The 308-nt window shown below is 39.3% G+C and carries 1 pseudogene; it reads left to right on the top strand.

The annotated features are described in order from the left end of the window. Positions 1-308 (top strand): annotated as a pseudogene (locus PZE06_RS27660) (ribonuclease PH); the annotation flags it as partial.

The following is a 308-nucleotide window of genomic DNA, read 5'->3' as shown; positions in this document are numbered from 1 at the left end:
GGAGGGACTAGAACGGCTTCTATCACGGGTGCTTTCGTTGCGATGACAGAAGCGGTACATAAGCTCTATCTTGAAAAAAAGCTATCTAAATACCCGATCAAGGATTTATTAGCAGCGACGAGCGTTGGAATACTTGAAGATGATAATGTTGTTTTAGATTTAAATTACATAGAGGATTCTAATGCAAATGTGGATATGAATGTTGTGATGACGGGAATTGGTGAATTTGTTGAAGTTCAAGGTACAGGAGAAGAATCCACCTTTTCATATGAGCAATTACAGCAATTGTTAAAGGCTGCTCAAGAGGG

The sequence above is a fragment of the Robertmurraya sp. DFI.2.37 genome (assembly GCF_029211245.1).
GTDB classification, from domain to species: Bacteria; Bacillota; Bacilli; order Bacillales; family Cytobacillaceae; genus Robertmurraya; species Robertmurraya methanolica_A.
Note: the sequence above shows the minus strand (reverse complement) of the source record. Positions and strands in the feature narration are given on the sequence as shown.